Origin of the sequence: Bradyrhizobium sp. 190 (genome assembly GCF_023073415.1) — a bacterium.
In the GTDB taxonomy this organism is placed as follows: domain Bacteria; phylum Pseudomonadota; class Alphaproteobacteria; order Rhizobiales; family Xanthobacteraceae; genus Bradyrhizobium.
Genome location: NZ_JADPJL010000004.1, coordinates 1 through 524, shown reverse-complemented (window position 1 = coordinate 524; position 524 = coordinate 1). Strand labels below are relative to the sequence as shown.

The window sequence follows — 524 nt, the reverse complement described above, 5'->3', positions numbered from 1 at the left end:
AGAACCTCCCGACCGGTGCGGGCGACGATATCAAGATCGACGCAACGTACGCGAAGGGCAACACCAAGGCCGTGGTCTCCACGAGCGGTGCCTCGCCGAGCTTCGCGATGTTCGGTGGCACGAGCCTTGCGGGTGCGTATCAGAGCATTGGCTTTGGCCAAACGTCTGATGCGGTTTTCCTGCCCGGGTTTCTTACCGGCGGGGCTACCGGCGACCTCAAGCTGACCGAAGCCTTTGGTGTCCGTGGTGCGTTCAACCACAACTGGGATCCCTACTGGTCGACCAGCCTTTGGGGCAGCTACGGTGCGGTTCGGTATAATGGCAGTGCAACCGACATCCTCTCCGCCAAGGGTCAGTTCTGCGCGAGCTTCAACTTCGGCAAGGTCGTGTCTGCAGACTATAGCTGCAACCCGGACTTCAACTTCGCCCAGGTTGGTGTGGTCACCCGTTGGACTCCCGTCAAGAACCTGACGTTCTCGGCTGAAGTCGGCGCGTTCTTCCTCGACCAGAAGTTCACTGGTGCG

At 60.3% G+C, this 524-nt stretch carries 1 protein-coding gene; it reads left to right on the top strand.

What is annotated here, in order from left to right; translation table 11 throughout:
- The coding region (locus IVB22_RS01195; protein WP_247515510.1) for a porin at nucleotides 1–524 on the top strand (524 nt) is incomplete at both ends.